This window comes from Streptomyces sp. SAS_272 (assembly GCF_052543235.1).
This window is the reverse complement of the sequence record NZ_JBMNDR010000010.1, coordinates 2976-19934: the sequence shown is the minus strand read 5'-3', so window position 1 is coordinate 19934 and position 16959 is coordinate 2976. Positions and strand designations below refer to the sequence as shown.

The window sequence follows — 16959 nt, the reverse complement described above, 5'->3', positions numbered from 1 at the left end:
CCGCCGGCGAACCACTGGCGGACCCTTGCGGATCGCCGACGAACCGGTGAGGAACCGCTGGGAAAGCACTGACGAACCGCCACGACCACGGGCCCGGACGCCTCGTCCCGGGCCCGTCGCCGTGCCCGGCGCCACGTTGCCGCGGGCCGATCGAGGGCTGGGCGGTGACCAGTCGGCCCACCGGACGGTTACCCCCACGAAGGAAGCCACCTGACCACGGGGACGAGCGAACCCGGACGAGGAGCACACCATGGTCGTCAGCGCCGACGCAGTACCTCTGACCGCGCCGCCGGCGGGCCCGGCAAGACCCGCCGCGGCGCGCGGCACACGACGACGCGACCTGATGCGCGCCCTGCTCGGCGCGTCCGCCGCGCTCGCGATCGTCCCCGTCGTCACCGCCACCCGGCCGCGCGGCCCGGCGGCCGACGGTCCCGCGGACACCTCGTTCGACGAGACCTACCGGGGGCGGCGCATCCGGGGGCTCCTCACCACGGCGGGGACCGCGGGCGCGGGCCACGCGCAGTGGACGGTCACGGTCGACGGCCGTCCGCTGCACCTCATGCGCCGCGCCGACGGCACCTGGCTGAGCATGGTCGACCACTACCGCTCGTACGCCACCCCGCTGGAGGCGGCCCGGGCGGCCGTCGACGAACTCGGCCCCGGACAGCGGCTTCGCGAGGCGGGCCCGGCACACCCAGACGACACGCACATGGGGGGACACCATGGCCTACATCCGTAAGGACGTCAGCACGCTCACCGCCGCCGAACGGCGGCGCTTCGTGAACGCGCTGCTCGAGATCAAACGCAAGGGGGAGTACGACGAGTTCGTCCGCATGCACATCGACCACTACGTCGCGGACGGCGAAGGCGGCCTGCGCAGCGCCCACATGGCGCCCTCCTTCCTGCCCTGGCACCGCAGGTTCCTGCTCGACCTGGAGGAGGCGCTGCGCCGGGTCGACTCCTCGGTGACGGTGCCCTACTGGGACTGGACGCGTCGGCGCAGCGCGACCGCCGCGCCCTGGACGGCGGACCTGCTGGGCGGCGACGGCCGACGCTCCGACCACCGGGTGACCACCGGGCCGTTCGCCTACGCCACCGGTGACTGGACCCTCAAGGAGAACGTCACCGACGGGAAGTTCCTCACCCGGGACCTGGGCCGGGCCGCCGCCCCGATCGACCTGCCCACCGCCGCCGACGTGGAGTGGGCGCTGAAGGACCCGGTCTACGACGCCTCGCCCTACGACTCGACCCTCACCCGGGGCTTTCGCAACAAGCTGGAGGGATGGGGGACCGGCTCGGGCAGCACCGCCTGGCGCAACCACAACCGGGTGCACCGCTGGGTCGGCGGGGTCATGCTGGGCGGCGCCTCCGTCAACGACCCCGTCTTCTGGCTGCACCACGCCTTCGTCGACCTGCTGTGGACCCGCTGGCAGAGCCGCCACCGCGACCACCGCTATCTGCCGGCCGAACCGCCGGGGCCGACCAGCGGCCAGTACCGACGGGTCGTCGCCCGCCGGGAGAAGCTGCCGCCGTGGGACGTGACGCCGGCTCAGCTGGAGGACATGTCCCGGATCTACCGGTACGCCTGACGGAAGTCCCCGGGAGCAGGCCTGACGGAAGTCCCCGGGAGCAGGCCTGACGACAGTCCCCGGGAGCAGGCCTGACGACAGTCCCCGGGGACAGGCCCGACGAAAGTCCCCGGAACAGGGGAGAGCCCCGGCGCTCGAGGTGCCGGGGCTCTCCTGCGAAAAGGCTGCTCAGTTGCCGTAGCCGCTGTGGTCGCCGTGCTTGTCGCCGTGCTTGTGGTCGCCGCCCTTGCCGTGGTCGCTGACGTTGGCGCAGGTGTTGCCGAACGCGGGGTTCAGCAGACCGATGACGTTGACGGTGTTGCCGCAGACGTTGACCGGGATGTGGATCGGAACCTGGACGACGTTGCCCGACAGGACACCCGGCGAGCCGATGGCAGCAGCGTTGGCGCCCGCGTCCGCCATGGCCAGGCCGGCCCCGCTGACCACCACGGCACCGGTGCCGAGGGCAACAGCGGCCATCTTCGCGATGCGAGACATCACGTTCTCCTTAGTGAATCGGTTGGTGCGACAGCAGGGGGCGCCGTCGCACTCCCCGTTCAACGCCGCCGCCCCGACCGGGTCACGGGACCATCGTAGGGATCACCCTTTTCCAACAGGGTGGACATACAGACGGGTGGCTAGGAGGGCCGGAGGCGGGCCGTGACGAAGTCGCTCAGGGTGGCGATGCACTGCAGACTGTCCAGGCTGAGGTCCAGCGCGGCCACGTCTACGCCGTAACGCCGGTCGATCGCGCCCAGCAGGGCGACGCCGGCCAACGAGGTGAGGCCGATGCGCGGACCGAACAGGTCGTCGTCGGCGGGGAGTTCCGCGACGAAGGTCTCGTCCAGTCGGGCGGCCTCGGCGATCATGGAACGGATCTCCCGTTCCACCGCGGCCCGGTCCGGGGTGTCGCTCACGCCTCGGTGTCCTCTCGGTCGGATACGTGCAGCCATGCGGGCGGCTCGGGCAGGTCGCCGTGCAGGGACCTGCCGAGGACCGCACCCGCGGCGCCGGCGGCCGCGCCCACGGCCGGGTCAGCGGTGTCGTCCGTGCGGCGCAGGCCCGCCTGGCGGAGCAGGATGCGCATTTCGAGGTTGGCGTCCGTCGGGCGCAGCGTCACCCGGAACTCCTCGGCGCCGGCCGCGCGCGAGCGCTCCATCAGCCGGAACAGGAAGGCCGCCGCCGCGCCTCGTCCGGCCACCCGGCAGGAGAGTGCCAGCAGTGGCACGGACCGGACGGCGGGAGCGGTGCCGTCGACGAGGGCGGCGCCGATGACGCCGTAGTCGCCGAAACGGTCCGTCATGGCGGCCGTGAACAGGTCGTGTCCCGCCGAGCCGGCCAGCTCGCGCAGCCGGTCGGGGGTGAGGCCGGAGGAGTTCAGTCGGTGCGTGCGCGCGGCGAGCTCCAGCGCGCGCGGGATCTCCTCGGGTGTGGCGGCGCCGACGGTGAGGCGCATGCCGCACCAGCGCAGGAACTCCTCGCGGGTGCCCTGGAAGCGTTCGGCCTCGGCCCGGCGGGTCTCCTCGGTGCGGTAGCGGTGCACGCGCGCGCGGGACTCCGGCGTCTCCTCCCGGCCCTCGAACGCAGCCAGCAGCGCGGGGACCTCGGCGGGGTCGAGGGTGCGCACACCCGGCAGCAGGGCCTCGACCTCGGCCCGCTCGTAGGGCGAGTCGTCGACCAGGAGCAGGGCTTCCACGGCGATGCCGAGGTCCTTCGCGATCGCGCGCAGCGACTCGCTCTTGTCCTGCCAGGAGACCTGCGGGGCGAGGAAGCGCGCCCGCAGGTCGGGCACGTCCTCCAGCCGGCCGAGGACCGAGGGAGCGCTGCGGCTGGCGATGCTGCTCAGCACGCCGCGGGCCGCCAGCGCGTCGATCGCGGCGAGCATCTGGGGGCGGGGCGCGGGCAGCGCGTCGGTGGCCGACTCGACGGCGATCTCGTCCCACAGCGTGCCGTCGAGGTCCCAGACGACGCACTTGACCCGGTCGGGGTCGAGGCCCTCCGTGCTGCCGCTCATCGCGCGCCGTCCTGCTCCGGCAGGAACAGCTTCATCGCCAGGCTGGTGGGGTCGAAGCCGAACTTGCGGTAGACCGTGCGCATCGGGACGTTGCTCACGTGCACCCGGCCGACGACCTCGGTGATGCCGTTCGCCAGGCAGAACTCCAGACCCGCCGTGAGCAGGAGTTCCGCTACGTCGCTGCGGTTGTCGACGGGAGACACCGCGAGGGAGCGGAAGTTGGCGTAACGGTCGCCGGTCATCGCGTTCTGGTTGATGCTCACCCAGCACCAGCCGACGGGTTCCCCGCCCGGCCCGTGCGCGACGATCATGCCCTCCTTCGACTTCTCCATGGCGCGGCCGAGCCGGGCCGCCCACCGCTCGGGATCGTCGATGGCGTCCTCGCCGAAGGAGACCCGGGCGATCTCGGCCTCGAACCGTCCGATCGCCGGCAGGTCACGCTCGTCGGCCTGGCGGGTGACGTACGGCTGCGCCCGCTCGGCGAGGGCGGCCCGCTCGTCGTCGTCCGGGAGGCGCCAGCCGTGGACGCGTCCGGGGGTCGGGGCGGTGGGGGCGGTGGGGGCTGCGGCGGGGGTGGGCGCCGGAGCAGAGGCGGTGGCGGCAGAGGCGGTGGCAGGTGCGGACGGCGGGGCCGCTGCGGGGTCCGGCGCCGCTGCGGGCGTCGGGGCGGGGGCCGTGTCCTGGGAGGTCGGGGTCGCCGGTTCCTCCGCAGGGACCAGGCGGCCGGGACGGAAGGGGCCCTTGCCGCAGTTCGGGCAGCCGTCGGCGCGCAGGGCGGCCACCGACGTCCAGCGTGCGCCTGGGCCGACGCGGATCCGGGCGTCGCACGCCGCGCAGGTGTACTCGCGCTGCCGGGTCCGCTTGTCGCCCGTGTAGAGGGGTCCGCTGAACTCGCCCAGGTGGGACGGGGCCGTCGAGGTGGTCGTCAGGAGGTGCTGGAAGAAGCCGACGCCGCCGAGGATGCCGCTGCCCTCGTACTCGTTGAAGTTGCGGATGTAGCCGTTGGTGACCAGGCCGAGCGCCATGATCTCCCGTTGCACCTCGAGCATCTCGTCCGGACTCTTGCCGCCGAAGGAGAAGAAGACGCTGTGCGCGGGACCGGGCCGCAGGCCCTCCACGGCGCGGGAGAGGAAGAGCCGGGCGCCTTCCGGGGTGTACGGCGGGTCGGTCATCGCCACGTCGTGCTGTCCGTGCAGCGCGGCGGGCAGCGGCAGCCGCAGGTCGTGCCGGACCGTCTCCACGCGCGTGCCGAGACCGGCCGCCGTCTTCTGGATGTGGTCGAGGATCTCCTCCGAGATGTCCACGACGGTGATCTGTTCGACGATCGGGCCGCCGAGCACGTCTCCCACCACGGCGACGGCGAGCGAGATCAGGTCGTCGTCCCCGATCAGCAGGAGCGAGCCGCCCGGCAGCGCGCCCGCCGTGAGGAGCGCGAGCACCCGGCGGACCTTGGTCTCGGCCGTGCAGTGCGACTGGTCGATCGCCATGTCGGCGGCCGGACCCGACTCCATCAGCGCGCGCAGCCGCCGCACGGCCTCGTCCAGCACATCGGGGATGACCAGCTCGCGTCCGTCGCAGGCGCGGCAGGTGGCGTCGAGGACGAGGTCCATGCCGAGCCGGGCGACGAGCTCCTGACCGGCGTCGGTCAGCCGCGACGGGCGCTGCGTGGTGACGAGGCCGCGCCGGCGCAGCTCGTTCCCCAGAGCGGCGACGATCGGGACGGGCAGGCCGGTGGCCCGGCTGAGGTCCTTGGTGGAGGCGGGGGCCAGCCGGCGCAGGGCGCGCAGGACGGACCGCACTCCCGGCGGACCCTCCTGGAGCCGGACGGCGTCCGCGACTTCCGTGAGCACGGATTCGGCGGTGCTGCTCCCAGGGTGCCGACGCGCGTTGGTCACAATGCTGCTCCAGGCAAGCTGTTCGATGGATTGCGGGACCATCCAGTATACGGGCTGGTAGACAGCCGACCGGACCCACTCCCGCACTGCGGAAACAACGGGGGATCACGGTACGAAAGGGAAAGTCGAGGAATGCTTTTCGAAGTGTTCGGTAAGCGCTCCGGCGGTTAATTCTGATAGCAGCCGTACGGTTCCCCGAAAGAATTTCGCAACGACTCCCGTAAGGGCTTGCGAAACGGTCCGGAAGAATTTCCGCCGAAATGCTCTGAGCGGCCTCGGTCCCCCTTGACGGAGGGCGCGCGCGAGCCGTAGGGCGTCCCGGATGCTACGCTGGGGGCCACCGAGCGCCTATGTGAAAGGAGACGGGGGAAGCTGTTCGTCACCCCCGGTTCCCCATGACCAACTCCGCCAGCCTCGCCACCGAGGGTATAAACGTCGACGATCTGTGCTCTTATGCGGTCGACGTATGGGTGAGCGATCACAGCATCCTGACCGACGAGGAGCGCCTCCTCCAGGTGCTGCGCACGGCCGCCGAAAAGGGAAACGCCACGGTTCTCGGTGAGGCGTCGCACGTTTTCCCGAACGGCGCCGTCACCGCTATTCTGCTCCTTTCCGCATCGCATCTGAGCATTCACACCTGGCCCGAATTCAGCCTGGCCAACGTGGATCTCCTGGCCTACGGCCGGCTGAACGGCGAGCGGATGATGCAGAGCGTGGAACTCGGGCTCTCGCCGACGCGGATCAACGTCACGCGCATGCTGCGCGCGGTGCACTGACCCGTTCCTTTCCTCCCGGTACCGGGCCCGTGATCTCCGTGCAGGTCGCGTGGGCGCGCCTCGGTGACGCCCACGCCGGTCTGCTGACGCTCCTCGATCCCGTGGAGCGAGGCCGTCACGACGAGACCGTCGCCCCCGGCGACCGGGCCCGCTTTCTCGTCGGCTGCGCCCTTAGCCGCCTGCTCCTGGGCGAACTGCTCGACCTGCCCCCGGCCGACGTGCCGTTGCGGCGTGTGTGTCCCCGCTGTGGCGGACCGCACGGAAAGGTCCGGCTGGACATGCCGGACGCCCCTGCGCCGTACGACTTCTCCGTGACCCACAGCGGCGCGCTCGTCGGCGTGGCGGTGTCCTCGGACGGAATCGTGGGCCTCGACGTAGAGGACGGCGAGGTGCCGCTCGATGTCGACGGCGCCGCACGGACCGCACTGTCCGGTACCGAGTTCGCCGCCCTCCACGCCCTTCCTCCCGCCGAGCGCCGCCTCGCCTTCCTGCGCGTCTGGACCAGGAAGGAAGCCGTCCTGAAGGCCCTGGGTGTGGGTCTGCGGATGCCGTTGCGCGCACTGGAGGTCTCGCCGCCGACAGCGCCCCCGGCCGTCCTCGCCTGGCCACCCCCGCCGGCCGCCCCTGCCGACCTGCATCCTTCCGGTCTGCACCTTTCCGGTCCCCACCCTCCCGACCTGCAACTTTCCGGTCTGCACCCTTCCGGCCTGCGCATGGCGGACCTGCGCATGGCGGACCTGCTCGTCGACGGCGTGCACCCGGCGACGGTGGCGATGGTGGTGACGGCCGTGACACGGGTGAAGGCGGCGACGGGGCCCGGGGCGCGCGACGCGGTGAACGGCCTGGGAGAGGTGCGGGTCGTCCCGCGCGACGGCTCGGCGGTGCTCGCCGCGCACCGCCGCTGACCGGCGGTGGCGCGGTCGCCGGCGCCGGCGCGGGTGTGCGGGACCTGGACCCGTGCCGGGGGCGGGGTCACGGCCGTCACGACCCGCTGGCGAACGGATTGCCGTGTCCGGGAAGCTGCCCGCCCGGCGGGACATATCGCAGCCGACCGCTCCGGTCGGTCACCGGCGTGAACCCGGCGGCCTCGAGGCGGGCCGCGTTACGGGTTCGGTAACGACGGCTGTAGACGAGCAGGAGGGGGAGCAGAGCCATGAGCGCGGCCCACACGACGCCGACGACGGCAAGGGCGACGGAGTCCGCGCGGAGCGTGAAGCCGATGGACGCCGCGAGCGCGGTCAAGGCGAACACCGCGAGCCCCATCCGCACCTTGTCGCTGTACTGACTGCCGCTGTCGACCACCATGCGGGCCTTGAGTATCTCGATCGCGTCGGGCACGACGGGCGGCAGCGAGACCCCGTCGCCCGCGTCCGGGTACCGCGCCCGATTGCGCGCAGCGCGCTGTCGGGCCTGCGGGCTGGGGTCGGGCACGATGAACAGCGCGAACTTGTTGTCGCCGGTCAGCTGCAGGTCCGCGTAGGCGTACCCGAACTGCTCGGCGACGAAGGCCAGTCGGGCGAGTCCCTCCCATGACGACATGGAGACGGCCATCCGCACGGGCTCCCCGCTTGCCATGTTCCGCAGCATCTTCCGCACATGTTTCTTGCGCATAGCGCCCCCGTGTTCCTCGAAGTTCCGGCAGTCCGCCACCAACGGCATGCTCATGCCGGGCGGGGCCGCCCATGCTCACTGTGCGGCGGACGTGCGCGCCGCCTTCGACACGCATTCGGCGGAGAAACGGGCGACGCGTATCGGCTGAAGCCGTCCGCTCGGGGTATCCGCCCGAACATGCTCGCTCTGATCGCCTACCGCTCCTACCACGGCGCAACAACCGTGTGGGCCTTCGTGGTTGCCATGCTCATCGTGCTGGTGGCGGGTTGGTACATCCGACGCCGAAGGTGAGTGCGACACCCGTCCCGCAGGCCGCTGCGGACGGTTGACCGGAATCTGGTGGACGAGCTCGCGTGAGCGGCGTGCACCACGATGTCCGCAGTCGCCACGGGCCGTCCCTCGTCACCGCAGCAGGACTCTCACCATCCGTTCCAGTTCGTGTCCAGGCGGTGCGCCGCATCTCTCACCGTGACTGCACCTCACGGTGACGGCACCTCACGGTGACTGCACCTCGCGTCCGTGTTGTTGAACAGGGTAGGAGGTCTGCCGAGTTGGCATCACGTATGGATGCGGCACATTGGACACGGCCCGGCTGCCCGCTGTCGGCAACGAAGCTTGACGGAACGGCTTCGGGCTGGAACTGCTCCAGGGCGGCGAGTGGCCATGGCCCCGTGGGCCGATGGCGAGTCGGGCAGTCCGCCGACAGGCCTGATGTACCTCGTCGAATGTGCGTCGTCCTTCAGTCGTCGGCGATGTCGACCCCGTGTCTGCGTGCGAGGGCGTCGAGGCCGTGGTCGTAGCCCTGACCGACGGCACGCAGACGCCAGAGCGGACCTCTGCGGTAGATCTCTGCGAGGAGCATCGTGCGTTCGGTGGTGGCGGCGTCCAGGGTGGCCCGGGCGAGAGGCGCCCCGCTGCTGCCGGGGGCCGCGCCGATCTGGATCGCGCCGACAGCCCCGAAGGTGGTGGCACCGTCGATGGCCGCAGCGACGACGATCTTTCGCGTCGCGGGGGGCAGGGATGCCAGGTCCAGGGCGATGGTCTGTTCGGCAGGACCACCGGTCAGCAGCGGCTGCACGCCTTCTTCGCCACGCTGTACTACTGCGCTCTGCGACCGGAGGAAGCTGTAGCCGTGAGAGTGCATGACGTGACGCTTCCCGGCCCCGACACCCGGGACCAGTGGTGTGAGCTGCTGATCCACACGGCGACTCCGGAGGTCGGCAAGCAGTGGACCACTCGAACCTGCGGCCAAGCGTTTGGAAGGTGCGCGGGTCTCAGCGATGTGCTCACCTGCGTGTTCGCAAGTCGCCCACGAAGGAAAATCGTCAATGCGCTTGCTGTCGATTCCGGGAGGCCTGCCCGAGGGTCGTCTCGGGTAGCGAAAGCGCGTGCCGTCGGTCGGAGCCAGGGCGTTGGACAGCGGTAACGTCGAAACAACTACTCCGTGAGGTATTTAGGTACTATGGCAGCGGAGGTGTTGACGATGACGACGGCGGCGAAGTCGGTACGCCAGTCCCCGCTGAAGGTGGACCCGGCGACGGACAAATTGATCAGCCAGGGCGCTCATTTCCTGGGGCTGACGAAGAAGGACCTGGTGGCCGAGGCCGTCCGGGTGTATCTGGAGCAGCGCCGTGAGGATCTGCGGTCCGGCATGGTGGAGGCGCTCAGTGTGCTGGACGGCTCGCTGAAGTCGGATGTGATGCTGCTGACCGGGCTGACCGCGGAGGAGATCGACGAGGTCGGGGGAATCGAGGCGTGAGCGGACTCGGCCAACTGCGCCCGGCCCGCCCGACGCTGCGTTGCTTACGCGAGGACTTGTGCCTCGCGGTGCCGCCGGTCACGGTGCCGTTGGACGAGATCGACCACCCCGTGCTGGCCAAGGCGTCCGAGCAGTTCGTGGACGAGGACGGCAAGCACGAACGCATCCGGTCCGTGGACGACCAGGTGCTGTTCAAGGTCAAGGTGCAGCGATGGCGCGGCGCGGTATGGCTGGACGCCGATCTGCCGTGGCTGGTCGCGGCGGGGCGGCGCGAGGACGGCTCGGGCGATGACTTCTATGCAGCCCTGGAGGTCGACGGTCGCGCCGTCCGGGCTCGCTACAACGCGGAACATTCCGATGGGCTGAAGACCGCGACACACACCGCTCATCTCCTGCCCGCACGCGAGGACCACGTTAGATACCGCGCTGAGGCTGGTGTCCGCTTCGTGCGCCGCCTGCGGGCGATTCTGCTGGACCTGGCGCACGCCACGCTGCGCGACGGCCGTGAGCACACACGCGAGTTCGACACCTTCACCCTTGGCCTACAGGTACGCGCGGACGACGGCCACGAGACCTACCTCGCCATCCGGATCACCGGCTCCGTACCGTCGAACCTGACTGCGCTGATCCTGCGCAACGTCCCCGGCTGCGAGGCCGAGGGCTGGTATCCGGAGTACGCCCTGCCGGAGCGGGACCTGCTCCCGGCCGAACAGGCGTGGTCCAACCTCATGGACCCACGCGTGGCTGCCCAGGTACTGGACGAGGAGCGGTAGCCGAGCATCCGTCGGCGCGAACTGCGACCCCGATGTCGGGGTATCGATCCACGATCGTGGACAGAAAAGGCGCTTGGCCTCACAGCGATGTGCATCCGGACATCAAAGAAGCCCTCACGCGTTTCCGCAGGGAGAGGGTGTGGGCGCCCCCGGCAGGACTCGAACCTGCGGCCAAGCGCTTAGAAGGCGCCTGAGCTGACCACCGGATGAGTGGGCCTGACCTGGCCGTTCTGGGACGCTGAGTTTGGACGCACGGCGGCTTCGACACGCATTCGACAGGTCCCGCTACCGCCCGACGCCGAGCCGCCTACCGCCTCGTCAGCTGGGCGCGCCACAAGGACACGTAGAACTGAGCTGCTCCCGAGCGGTCGTGAGCGTACCGTCAGCCCGAACCATGGGAGTGGAAGCCAGTGCTGTACGAACACGAAGTCATCTTGAACGAACTCGCGCAGGGGCTCAGGCCGACGGCCAAGGGCGTTGAGTGGTTCGAGAGCCTCTCGGAGGATGACAGGCGCAAGGTCTTGCACACGCTGGTGCTGTTCTGCGGACAGGCCCGTGCTCGCGAGGACGACGTGCCGGAGAGCATCGCACTTTCCGGCATTCGCCCCACTCACACGCCGGCCGTAATGCTTACGAAGTGGCGCTTCGGGATGGCCCAGCTTCCGGGCTATGAACTCACGAAGTCATTTCGCCTGCTCGTCGCCCTCTTCAGCATCGCCGATACCCGCAGGCGGACGCTGTACTGCGCCGGGGGGTGCAGTCACGCGTGGCACAACCTGCCGGATCTGCCGCTGGACGCAGATGGGTCGGCTAGCGGTTGACCGGGATCTCGTAGACGATCTCGCAGTGAGCGGCGGGCACCACGATGTCCGCCGTCTCCACGGGCCGCCCCTGGTCGCTGTAGTACGTCCGCCGGATGTGCGTGACGAGTGCGGCCTTCTGGATGCCGAGTAGTGACGCCTCCTCGGCGGTCGCCTGTCGCGGCTCCGGCTGCTCCACGGCGTGGCCGACCGTGATGCCGATGGCGGCCATGCGGTTCACGACGCCCGCCCCGGCGTGCGGCCCTCCCTCGGGGAGGATGACGAGGGTGCCGGCCGTGAGGTCGTACGGCTCCCAACTCGTCGACAGCTGCACGGGCCTGCCGTCCGCCAGGAATTCGTACGTCGTGCGGACGCACAGCTCGCCCTCGGCGATGCCCAGCCGTGCCGCGATCTCCGTCGGCGCCGGCACCTTGGCGTCGGTCCGGCTCTCCCAGTCCCCTTGCCTGCCAACGGCCTTCATGTCCGCGCGGAAGGGTGAGCCGGTGGGCTGCTCGCGCGCAGAGGAACGGACCACTCGCACGCGCTGCCGTGGCTCGGCGACGTACGTGCCGGAACCGGCGCGGCCCTCCAACACGCCCTGAGAGATCAGCAACTCCTGCGCCCGGCGGACGACGTTCTCACCCACGCCGCACTCTTCGCCGATCTGGGCGCGGGAGGGCAGGCGGTCTCCCGGCTCCCAGACATGCTCCGCGATCCGCCGCCGGAGTTCGTCGGCGATGCGGAGATAGGGCGGCTGCTCAGGCATATGGAAAATCTAGTCCACTAGCTCTAATCTAGTTAACTAGCTTTACTCAAAGTGATCGCTGGTGACGGAGGCTGCCCTGTGCCCGCTTCGGGAGTTAGCGCGGCGGCCCTCGCCGCCCGGCTGTCCGCCCTCGGGCTGCTCACGCGAGTGGAGGAACACCTTCGGCACACGTCGGTGGAAGCGGAGGTGCCGGACGCGCTCTCCGCCGAGTCATGGCGGGAGGTCTTGGACGTGGTGGCGGAGGCCGATCGATTCGGGCTCCTGGCCACCAGCATGAACGGCCGCACCCTCTGGGCGGTCATACGCAAAGCGGTCCCCACGACGGGCGATGTCGGGGGACCGAGCCATCAGCGATAGGAGCTGAGCAGCGTGCTCAACCGTATCCGCCGTGCCGTCTCGCTCACCAGAGAGCGGCACCTCCCCAGGGGCAGGCACCGCCGTCCCTTAACGACCCCCGGGCCGTCGGCCGCCCCTGCCTTGTCCCCGTCTTCGGACAGGACGACGGCCGCCCGCCGGCGTGCCTCCCACGACGTGGACCACCGACAAACGCTCAGGGGTGAGGACGTCGCGCTCGTCCGCCCGTACGTACTGGCCTGGGAGAAGCGCGTGAGGACGCGCGAAGTGGTAGTCGCTCCCTATCTGTCGGCCGACGCTTTGTCGACCCTGATGGGGGTCCACTAATGCCTTCCCGTCGACGGACCCGCCTAACGGACGCCTCGGTCGTTCCCTACCGATCAACCTCATGCCGGATCGGCACCCACGACACCTGCGTGGAGTCCGCCCCGGCCTCGGCGCCGGCAGACCTTCCGGTGGTCTACGAGGCGTGCGACTGCTCGTGTCATTCGGCACCGGGCCAGATGAAGCCCACGGAGGTGCAGCGGTGAGGGAGCGGGTGCCCGTCGGCACGCTGGCATCCAACGTTGAGGTGACCGCGGCCACCGTGCAGCGCGGCGACATCATTCAACTCGGAGGCCGGGCCTGCCGGGTGCAGGATCTCTTCCAGCTCTCCCAGGGAGCGAAGCAAATCCTCTTCGACTCGGGCGAGTTGCTGACCATACACGCGCGCACCCGGCTCGCTGCCGTGCGAATGATGAGGCGGCGGTGACCCGGTCCGTGCCTCCTCGCCACAACGACATCGCCGACGATCTCCGGCACCAGATCTCGACCGGCCACCTCGAGCCTGGCGATCGACTGCCGTCCGAGACCGACTTGGCCGACCGGTACAAGGTCAGCACTGTGACGCTGCGGAGCGCCCTCGCGGTGCTCCAGGGTGAAGGCCTCGTCGAGAAGCTCCACGGCAAGGGCAATTTCGTTCGTCGCCCTCTCCGCCGGATCATGTACGTCGGCGGCTGGGGGACGCTGGACCCGTGGACCGCCGCCGAAGCGGCCCTACGCGTCACGGTTCGCACCGCTACGGTCCAAGCCGACGGACACCTGACAACCTTGCTGAGGGTCCCGACGGGCAGCCCACTCGCGGAGTTCTTCTGCGTCAGCCACGAGGGGGAGTCACCGCACGGACTGGCCCGTATCTACATCCCGCGCGACCTGGCGCCGGCCGGAGTGCTCGACGACGAACCTTCGTGCCCGGAGGCAGCCAAGAGATTCGCCGTACTCGGCCCTCCGCCGGCCGCTGTCCGGGAAACGGTCTGCGCCCGCCCGCCGACACGGGATGAGCCATCGACCCTCCGTACCAACTCTGCCGCGCCGGTACTGGCCATCACACGCGTCGCGACCGACCCCGCCGGCCGAGTGGTCGAAGCGGCCCTCCTGGTCTTCCCAGCGGATCGAGCCGACGCAGTCTTCACCACCCACCACACGCTCGAAGAGAGGCAGACGCCAGGGTGACTGCACAGAACGAACTACGCCTCCTCCCGTGGTCAGGCCCGGAGGGCAAGCCCTGCTACCTGAGCACGGATGACAAGGGCGGCTACATGTCCCGCCTGGCGGACAACATCGAAGCGGACCAACTCGATACGGCGGCAATCCTGTTCGAGCAAGCCTCGGTCACCCTCGACGACCAGGACGCGGACCCGGAGGACCTACGCCGGTTGGCCGGGGAACTGACCGGAGCTCTCGGGGACATGCTCCGCGTCGCAACCAGCCGCGGTCACCTCCTGGGGGTGAGCGAACCACCCGGCTTCTGAAACAGCGGCCGCAGACAGGTCCCATGGCCCCGCCGAATTCCCCGGGCGGGGCCCCAACCATGTCCGGCGTGGCACCATGCCCCCTCCAGCGCACCGTTGCATGGGGGACACATGCGTGCAATCAGCTTGGGAAGCTGTGATCATTTGCAACTGGATCGGGCGCTGACCTGTGTTGATTGCTGACCTCCACCCTTGCCGGTGCTGTCGGCTTTCACCGTGATTCCCCGCTGTTCCCCGCTGGATCTGGTGCGCTTGTGGTGCGCCTCCGTTGTCAGTGCAGGTGGCTATGGTGCGTCTGCCATCAAGGGCAACGCTCTGGGAGGGACTTTGGGAGCCAAGACGGGACTGCTGGTGTACGCCGCCGGCGAAATACCGGAGCTGCTGCGACGAGTGGGAGCGGCGGACCGTGATCGGACCGCCACCATGATGCGGCGGCTCTACCCGGGCAGGGGGCTCGAGGAGTGCGAGGGCTCAGTTCTCTCGGACGGCGTGTACCCCCCGGAGGGGACGGTGTACGCCGCCTGCTGGCCGGGTGTGGAGGTCATCGGTGATCGGGGGATGATGATCGACCTTCCCTCACAGCTCCCGGAGCACCTCGTGGAGGCAAGCGCCGGCCGACGGCTCGTCCTGCACAACATGCACAGCGTCGTCGATTGGCTTGCGTTCGCCGTGTGGGAAGACGGCCGGCTTGTCCGCTCCCTCAGCCTGTCCCCGGACGACGGCGTCATGGAGAACATCGGCGAACCGTTCCCGTTCGAACTGCCCTACTGGGCCGGAGAGCGTTCAGCCGACGTCATTCCCTGGCCGGACGAAGACGAAGAGCCCTATCCGCTGCCCTTCCACCCCTTGGAACTGGGAGAGGACGCACTGCGAGCGCTCTGCGGCTTCGTCCAGGAGGGCCGCCCCGAGGCGGACGACGTCGACGCGGACCACATCCGACTCCACGGCTTCCAGGTACGGGATCCACACGGATCTGATCCCGCGAAGCAGGAAGCCGAACTGCAAAGCGCTGGGGAAGCGATGGGACCGCCGCGCTTCTATACCTTTGGGCCTGACGGCTTGCTGGTCGAGAACGACGGCATTTAGCTCACGACCTCTTCGTCCCGAAGCAGCTTGGGTGGGGGCGGTGCCGTGGGCTGACGTAGCTGTCATCTGCTGTAACGGTCCGCAGACGTCCACGCTCGTCCGCCGCTGTTCGCAAGCGTTGTCACGCAGTTAGACACTCACTTGGGACGTGGGGCCACCTGTGAGCCGCTGCGTGGGTTCAACGGGGAGCCCGCTGCTCGGGTCAGATGGCTATGCCATCAGCGCACGAGGAGCCGTGCTGCCCGCGGGTGGCGCTGACGCGTACCGTCGGTCTGAATCGGGGGTGGATGTCTGTGTTGTACTCACATGAGATGGTCCTGAACGAACTCGCACAGGGACTCAGACGCTGACCGAGGGTGTCGAGTGGCTTCGCGGGCCTCTTACAGGTCGTTTCGCACTGAGGTCCCTGCGGGATAAGACGTTGTGACGCCCGGCTTCGTCCGTGCGCCCCCCGTGTCTGCCGGCCAACACGCGACCCGGTCGACCCTTCCCGGCCGTATGCAGCCCGTATCGGCTCCTCCGTGACTGCCGACCGGTTCGGTCCGCCGACGCCTGACGCCCGCGAGGTCGCCCGCACGCGCACACGCCGCAGGGGACGGCGGACACGCTGACGAGCGGCCGCCCCGGGTGCCACCGCCGCGTACGACGAGCCAGTGGTTCCCCGGCGAGCGGGCCGCGGAACTCACGGGGCGGAGGGCGTGGTCTGCATCGGCGCCCGTGAGTCGCCGTCCGTCGGCGCCGGGGGTGAGAACGCGAACAGGGCCACCAACGCGGCGACCACCGTCCCCCAGACGCAGATCGCGCCAACGAGATCGCGTGCATGCGGGCCGCCGCCCGTCGCGGCCTGGTCCCTGAGGCGGTACACGGCCACCGCCGTCACCGTCGCGACCAGCAGGATCAGGACTGCTGTGCCGTCCATGTGCAGTGTCATTGCCGGGCCTTCCGAGAATCGGGGCCGGCCCGCCGGCGTCCGGTGAGGATTCCGGGCGGGCAGGCGCAACCGATGTGCTGCGTCGTGGCGTCGGATCGTGGGACGTAAGGGGCCGGACAGTCGCCGTGCAGGCATCCTGACACGCCGTTTTCACGGTCCGGGGGATTCCCAACTGCCGTCATTCGCCCGCGAGTTAAGGAGTGTCTGACGTATGAGGTCAGACTAGGGGATCCTCCCGGAGCCTCGTCATGAGCCGTATGTGTACAAACCTGCGGGTCGCACTTTGACGTTCTGCACAAGTCGGTCGGCGCGGGTGACCAGTGCGTCAGATTCCGGTTCGGCGCGGTGCGGCGGCGTGTCCTGCCCGATGTCCGCCCCGCCCCCGGCCCCCGCGCCACGCGGAGCTGGGGCTCGGCCCCGCCCGGGTGCCTCACGCCCCGTTCAGCGGCTGACTGTCCGCCGTTACCCCTCCTGGCGCATCTTGTATAGACGCATAGACGGGAACGTCCCTGTGAGCGCCATCCGTGTTGAGACCTCCGCCGCGACCTTCACACGGGTGGCGGCTGACGCAGGGTTGCGGGTGGTCCGGCTGCACGAAGCGCGGCGGCTGCGCCACGCTGCTGACGGCGGCCGGCGTCGAGCCACGGGGCATCACGGAAATCCTGGGGCACAGCCAGATCAGCAGCACGATGGACGTGTACACGCACGTGGTGCGCGACACTCAGCGTGAGGCGATCAGCCACAAGAACCGGCTGCTCAAGCGCCGTCTGCCCGCCGCCTGAGAGGCGACTGCCGTCAACCACTACCGTCAAAGGCCCGGCACCTACGGATTTCCG

General features: G+C 69.7%; 19 protein-coding genes and 2 pseudogenes. 13 read left to right on the top strand and 8 right to left on the bottom strand.

What is annotated here, in order from left to right:
• Positions 1-250 precede the first annotated feature (250 nt).
• Both ACN6LD_RS09355 and ACN6LD_RS09350 read left to right on the top strand, forming a co-directional pair.
• Positions 251-739, top strand: coding sequence for a tyrosinase cofactor (locus tag ACN6LD_RS09355; RefSeq protein ID WP_319194067.1), 489 nt, complete (start codon positions 251-253; stop codon positions 737-739).
• Entirely contained in the window at positions 723-1589 is an 867-nt protein-coding gene (locus tag ACN6LD_RS09350; protein ID WP_319194068.1) for a tyrosinase family protein, read from the top strand. Before ACN6LD_RS09355 ends, ACN6LD_RS09350 begins: the two co-directional genes overlap by 17 nt.
• 168 nt (positions 1590-1757) lie before the next feature.
• On the opposite strand, the gene ACN6LD_RS09345 is transcribed toward ACN6LD_RS09350, so the two are convergent.
• The 4 genes from ACN6LD_RS09345 to ACN6LD_RS09330 all read right to left on the bottom strand — a co-directional run bounded on the left by ACN6LD_RS09345 (position 1758) and on the right by ACN6LD_RS09330 (position 5432).
• Positions 1758-2066: a chaplin gene (locus tag ACN6LD_RS09345; protein ID WP_319194069.1), complete on the bottom strand. Its 309-nt coding sequence runs from the start codon at positions 2064-2066 to the stop codon at positions 1758-1760.
• A 140-nt stretch (positions 2067-2206) separates the two neighbouring features.
• Positions 2207-2485, bottom strand: coding sequence for an acyl carrier protein (locus ACN6LD_RS09340; protein WP_445042860.1), 279 nt, complete (start codon positions 2483-2485; stop codon positions 2207-2209).
• Positions 2482-3582, bottom strand: a complete 1101-nt coding sequence (locus ACN6LD_RS09335) for an HAD-IIIC family phosphatase (protein ID WP_445042859.1) — start codon at positions 3580-3582, stop codon at positions 2482-2484. The genes ACN6LD_RS09340 and ACN6LD_RS09335 overlap by 4 nt, the downstream gene beginning before the upstream one ends.
• Positions 3579-5432, bottom strand: a complete 1854-nt coding sequence (locus tag ACN6LD_RS09330) for a GNAT family N-acetyltransferase (RefSeq protein WP_445042858.1) — start codon at positions 5430-5432, stop codon at positions 3579-3581. Before ACN6LD_RS09330 ends, ACN6LD_RS09335 begins: the two co-directional genes overlap by 4 nt.
• Before the next feature lie 440 nt (positions 5433-5872).
• Here ACN6LD_RS09330 and ACN6LD_RS09325 point away from each other — a divergent pair, with 440 nt between their 5' ends.
• Positions 5873-6253 (top strand): S-adenosylmethionine decarboxylase family protein, encoded by a 381-nt coding sequence (locus ACN6LD_RS09325; RefSeq protein ID WP_069773010.1) that lies wholly within the window; start codon positions 5873-5875, stop codon positions 6251-6253.
• A gap of 29 nt (positions 6254-6282) precedes the next feature.
• Positions 6283-7158 carry a 4'-phosphopantetheinyl transferase family protein gene (locus tag ACN6LD_RS09320; protein WP_445042857.1) on the top strand — a complete coding sequence of 292 codons (876 nt, stop codon included), beginning with the start codon at positions 6283-6285 and terminating at the stop codon, positions 7156-7158.
• A 76-nt stretch (positions 7159-7234) separates the two neighbouring features.
• Here the strand turns inward: ACN6LD_RS09320 and ACN6LD_RS09315 are convergent, their stop codons facing one another.
• Positions 7235-7828, bottom strand: a complete 594-nt coding sequence (locus tag ACN6LD_RS09315) for a hypothetical protein (RefSeq protein ID WP_445042856.1) — start codon at positions 7826-7828, stop codon at positions 7235-7237.
• A 775-nt stretch (positions 7829-8603) separates the two neighbouring features.
• Positions 8604-8945: pseudogene (locus ACN6LD_RS09310) on the bottom strand (TerD family protein); the annotation flags it as partial.
• A 381-nt stretch (positions 8946-9326) separates the two neighbouring features.
• Between ACN6LD_RS09310 and ACN6LD_RS09305 the strand changes: the two are divergent.
• The 3 genes from ACN6LD_RS09305 (at position 9327) to ACN6LD_RS09295 (ending at position 11217) form a co-directional block, all read left to right on the top strand.
• Positions 9327-9623, top strand: coding sequence for a hypothetical protein (locus ACN6LD_RS09305; protein WP_319194695.1), 297 nt, complete (start codon positions 9327-9329; stop codon positions 9621-9623).
• On the top strand, positions 9620-10396 hold the full coding sequence (locus ACN6LD_RS09300; RefSeq protein ID WP_445042855.1) for a hypothetical protein: 777 nt from the start codon (positions 9620-9622) through the stop codon (positions 10394-10396). The genes ACN6LD_RS09305 and ACN6LD_RS09300 overlap by 4 nt, the downstream gene beginning before the upstream one ends.
• A 410-nt stretch (positions 10397-10806) precedes the next feature.
• Positions 10807-11217: a DUF5958 family protein gene (locus tag ACN6LD_RS09295; RefSeq protein ID WP_445042854.1), complete on the top strand. Its 411-nt coding sequence runs from the start codon at positions 10807-10809 to the stop codon at positions 11215-11217.
• On the opposite strand, the gene ACN6LD_RS09290 is transcribed toward ACN6LD_RS09295, so the two are convergent.
• Complete coding sequence (locus tag ACN6LD_RS09290) at positions 11207-11962, bottom strand: GntR family transcriptional regulator (RefSeq protein WP_445042853.1); 756 nt, start codon at positions 11960-11962, stop codon at positions 11207-11209. The two genes, ACN6LD_RS09295 and ACN6LD_RS09290, sit on opposite strands and share 11 nt — an antisense overlap.
• Positions 11963-12040: 78 nt before the next feature.
• Here ACN6LD_RS09290 and ACN6LD_RS09285 point away from each other — a divergent pair, with 78 nt between their 5' ends.
• From ACN6LD_RS09285 to ACN6LD_RS09265, 5 genes are all read left to right on the top strand, one after another.
• Positions 12041-12319 carry a hypothetical protein gene (locus ACN6LD_RS09285; RefSeq protein ID WP_445042852.1) on the top strand — a complete coding sequence of 93 codons (279 nt, stop codon included), beginning with the start codon at positions 12041-12043 and terminating at the stop codon, positions 12317-12319.
• Positions 12320-12842: 523 nt separating this feature from the next.
• Entirely contained in the window at positions 12843-13067 is a 225-nt protein-coding gene (locus ACN6LD_RS09280; protein ID WP_445042851.1) for a hypothetical protein, read from the top strand.
• Complete coding sequence (locus ACN6LD_RS09275; protein ID WP_445042850.1) at positions 13064-13807, top strand: GntR family transcriptional regulator; 744 nt, start codon at positions 13064-13066, stop codon at positions 13805-13807. The genes ACN6LD_RS09280 and ACN6LD_RS09275 overlap by 4 nt, the downstream gene beginning before the upstream one ends.
• Positions 13804-14106: a hypothetical protein gene (locus ACN6LD_RS09270; RefSeq protein ID WP_445042849.1), complete on the top strand. Its 303-nt coding sequence runs from the start codon at positions 13804-13806 to the stop codon at positions 14104-14106. The genes ACN6LD_RS09275 and ACN6LD_RS09270 overlap by 4 nt, the downstream gene beginning before the upstream one ends.
• Positions 14107-14433: 327 nt before the next feature.
• Entirely contained in the window at positions 14434-15192 is a 759-nt protein-coding gene (locus ACN6LD_RS09265; protein WP_319194708.1) for a DUF6928 family protein, read from the top strand.
• Positions 15193-15874: 682 nt separating this feature from the next.
• On the opposite strand, the gene ACN6LD_RS09260 is transcribed toward ACN6LD_RS09265, so the two are convergent.
• The gene (locus tag ACN6LD_RS09260; RefSeq protein ID WP_319194710.1) at positions 15875-16111 is read right to left on the bottom strand and encodes a hypothetical protein; all 237 of its coding nucleotides are present in this window, start codon (positions 16109-16111) and stop codon (positions 15875-15877) included.
• Between the two features lie 556 nt (positions 16112-16667).
• Between ACN6LD_RS09260 and ACN6LD_RS09255 the strand changes: the two are divergent.
• Positions 16668-16905 (top strand): annotated as a pseudogene (locus tag ACN6LD_RS09255) (tyrosine-type recombinase/integrase); the annotation flags it as partial.
• Between the last annotated feature and the right edge of the window lie 54 nt (positions 16906-16959).